Annotated in this window: 3 protein-coding genes and 1 pseudogene; 3 read left to right on the top strand and 1 reads right to left on the bottom strand. The window is 72.6% G+C overall.

Going from position 1 to position 3,255, the window contains the following annotated elements; genetic code table 11:
• A pseudogene (locus NBW84_RS23530) lies at positions 1-480 on the top strand (hypothetical protein); the annotation flags it as partial.
• On the opposite strand, the gene NBW84_RS23525 reads toward NBW84_RS23530, so the two are convergent.
• Entirely contained in the window at positions 471-806 is a 336-nt protein-coding gene (locus tag NBW84_RS23525; protein ID WP_250287500.1) for a hypothetical protein, read from the bottom strand. The pseudogene NBW84_RS23530 and the gene NBW84_RS23525 overlap by 10 nt on opposite strands.
• A gap of 217 nt (positions 807-1,023) precedes the next feature.
• Between NBW84_RS23525 and NBW84_RS23520 the strand changes: the two genes are divergently transcribed.
• Together NBW84_RS23520 and NBW84_RS23515 are read left to right on the top strand one after the other, a co-directional pair.
• Complete coding sequence (locus tag NBW84_RS23520) at positions 1,024-2,022, top strand: crotonase/enoyl-CoA hydratase family protein (protein WP_250287497.1); 999 nt, start codon at positions 1,024-1,026, stop codon at positions 2,020-2,022.
• Positions 2,023-2,362: 340 nt separating this feature from the next.
• Positions 2,363-3,255 (top strand): PSP1 domain-containing protein (locus tag NBW84_RS23515; protein WP_250287496.1); only part of this gene is annotated, 893 nt, incomplete at its 3' end.

The following is a 3,255-nucleotide window of genomic DNA, read 5'->3' as shown; positions in this document are numbered from 1 at the left end:
CCCCCCAGCGCGCAGGCAGCCGCCGGCACCAGCTCGGACGGCGCCGGCTCAGGCGACACCGTCCCGGCGGACGCGGCCGGCGCCCGCAGGCCGGCACCGGCCGCCGGACGCTCCGCCGCGGCCGCGCCGGCACCGGCGCCGAAGAGCTACGACATGCCGGCCGGATTCCCGGGCTCGTGGTCCGGGACGGTCAGCCAGCCCGGCTCGACCGCATACACGGTGAAGATCACTCTGACCAACGGTGACATCGGGGAGAACGTGGGCCGGGCCTCCTACCCGGATCTCGGCTGCATAGCCGATCTCTATCTGACGGACGTGGCCGGGTCGACGATCCGGGTCCAGGGACGGCTGGTGGTGAACTCGTACAACGCCTGCGTGGCGGCAACGCTCGATCTCGGTCTGCGGTCGAGCTCGTCGATGAACTATCTCGCGCAGTCACCGGGACTCGACGGCAGCGGCAGCGCGCTCCTCTACCGCTGACCCGCGCTGTTGATGATCTCCAGCCGCCGCACACGAAGGCGCTCGACGTCGAGCGTCGCGATCTGGAGGCTGCCCACCCGCGCCCGTCGGACCGCCAGCCGTCCGATCGCGAGCGCGCCCACGGCGAGGGCGCCCAGCGCCGTCGCGCCGAGGGCCAGCGCCCCGACGGCGAACGCGCCCACCGCCTTCGCCCCGGTGGCCACGACCACGCCGCCGGAGGCGGCAGGCACGATGTCGCCGGTGGCCTCGGATTCCTCACCGGCGGTGGATTCCTCACCGGTGTCCCGGGAAGTCGGCCGGCTGGCGGGCTGCGTCAGGTTGCTCATCCTGTCGAGAGTAGAGCCTTCCCGTGGGCTGTCGAGTTTTCCACCGGCCGGCCCGGTGGCTACTCGACGGTAGGTTGTGCCCAGGCTTTCCGACCGCCCAGTATTCGGATATTCACGACCCGGCTGTCGCGTGACGAGCCACCCCGCGACGCCCGTTCGCGATGCCCACCGGCGCGGCCTGGCGCCATCCGGACCAGACGAACCAGGAGGGAGTCCGATGATGGACGGGCTCGAAGTGAAAGCCGCCGCGGACGGCGACACCGCCTCCACCGACGACCGCACGGCCCGCTCCGGTGATGCCGGCGCGACCCATGTCGCCAGCCCCGCGGACGGGCGGACCGGGCGGCGGCAGCCGATCCCGCTGGAGCCGTACCTGTTCGCCGAACCGCCGGCACAGCCGCTGGTGTCACTGCGCGTCGAACGCCACGGCGCGGTCGTCCGGGTCACGCTGCTCGGCCCGGGCAAGGGCAACACCCTGGGCGCGGACTTCTGGCGTGAGCTCCCGCAGGTGTTCACCGCCCTGGACGCCGACGACACCGTGCGGGCGGTGGTGCTCACCGGCTCCGGCAGCCACTTCTGTTACGGCCTGGACCTGGCGCTGCTGGCCGAGCTGGGCGACATCGCGGGCGACGGCGACGGCGGCCTGGCCCGGTTCCGCACCGGTTTCCTCCACCGGCTGCGTTCCATGCAGGACGCGCTGGACCTTGTCGCGTACAGCCGGAAGGCTGTCGTCGCCGCGGTCAGCGGCTGGTGTGTCGGCGGCGGGGTCGATCTGCTGGCCGCGTGCGACGTCCGGTACGCCAGCGCCGAGGCGCTGTTCAGCATCCGGGAGGTGAAGGTCGGCGCGGTCGCCGACCTGGGCAGCCTGCAGCGCCTGCCCGCCATCATCGGGGACGGGCACCTGCGGGAGCTCGCGCTGACCGGCAGGGACATAGACGCCGCCCGCGCCGAGCGGATCGGCCTGGTCAACGATGTGCTGCCCGACCCGGCCGGCGCGCTCGCCGCCGCGCACGCCTTCGCCGACGAGGTGGCGGCCAACCCACCGCTGGTCGTACAGGGCGTCAAGGACGTCCTGGGCAATGCCCGTTTCGCCGCGGTCGAGGCCGGGCTGCGCTATGTCGGGGCCTGGAACGCCGCGTTCCTCCATTCCCACGACCTCGCCGAGGCGGTGACGGCTTTCAGACAGCGGCGGCCGCCACGGTTCACCGGCCGATGATCTCGGTTCCCCGCGCGCGCCACGAGCCGCCAGCAGGCCCCGGCACGGACGTCACCCGGCCGCGCCGGCCCGGCGGGCAGGCGGGCAGGCGGAACCGCCTCGCTCATATACCGGATCGTCGTCCCTGGGACGGATAGGCTGACGCAACGGCAGCGTCCGGCCGCGGCCACGTCCGTGCCGGGCGGAGGGGGCGCCCGCGTCGGGCGGAGCGGGCATCGTCGGCTGGTGGTCCCGGCCGGATGCCGGCTCGGCGGCCAGATGTTAAGAGCGGGCCCCGGCCAGCGGTCCGGCCGGGAGGGCCCAGCCCGGAGCCGACGGTCGGGAGGACGGTGCGGACGGCATGCCAATGATGTGCGCGGTCACGTTTTCGCCACGTGGACGGCTCTACTACGCCGATCCCGGACCATACTCGCCGAAGGTCGGGGACAAGGTTCTCATCCCCACCGACGCCGGCCCCGAGGTAGCCGAATGCATGTGGGCGCCGCAGTGGGTCAGCGACGACATCGGCGGGCTTCCGGTCCTGGCGGGAATGGCGCAGACGGCCGACGTCGAACAGCACGCGGCCTCCCGGCGACGCCGGGCGCAGGCGCGCGTCACGGCAAAGCGGCTGATCCGCGAGCACGAACTGCCCATGAAAGTCGTGGGTGTCGACCACATCCCGGCCGAGAACATGTTCACGATCTATTTCACCGCCGACCACCGGGTCGACTTCCGAGGCCTGGTACGCGACCTCGCCCGTACCCTCGCGGCCCGGATAGACCTGCGCCAGCTCTCCGCCCGGGACAGCGCACGCATCCAGGGGGGAATCGGCTCCTGCGGACGTGACCTGTGCTGCGCCACCTTCCTCACGGACTTCGAGCCGGTCAGCATCCGGATGGCCAAGGACCAGGATCTCCCGCTCAACCCCATGAAGATAAGCGGTGCCTGTGGCCGGCTGATGTGCTGTCTGCGCTACGAACATCCGCTGTACGAACAGTTCAAGGCCGAGGTCCCGGCCGTGGGCGCCCGGGTGAGCACACCCGACGGCGACGGGCGGGTCGTCTCCCACGACATACCGCGTGACCGGGTCGTGGTCAGGCTGGACGCCGGTGGCGGGCGATGCGCGTGCAGCCGGGCGAGCGTCTGCGGCTCACGCAAGGAGTACGAGGCAGCCCATCCCGGGCCGGGCACGGCCCCGGGCGGAGCGGACGCCCTGGCGAGACAGCCGGGCGCCGCCGAGAGCCCGGACGCCAG

This window comes from Protofrankia sp. CiP1_Cm_nod2 (assembly GCF_920664355.1).
Lineage (GTDB): Bacteria > Actinomycetota > Actinomycetes > Frankiales > Frankiaceae > Protofrankia.
This window is presented reverse-complemented; position numbering and strand designations above follow the sequence as displayed.

Coding starts and splice junctions, on each gene's coding strand:
- NBW84_RS23520 (WP_250287497.1), top strand. CDS start 1,024: ATGATGGACGGGCTCGAAGTGAAAGCCGCCGCGGACGGCGACACCGCC.
- NBW84_RS23525 (WP_250287500.1), bottom strand. CDS start 806: ATGAGCAACCTGACGCAGCCCGCCAGCCGGCCGACTTCCCGGGACACC.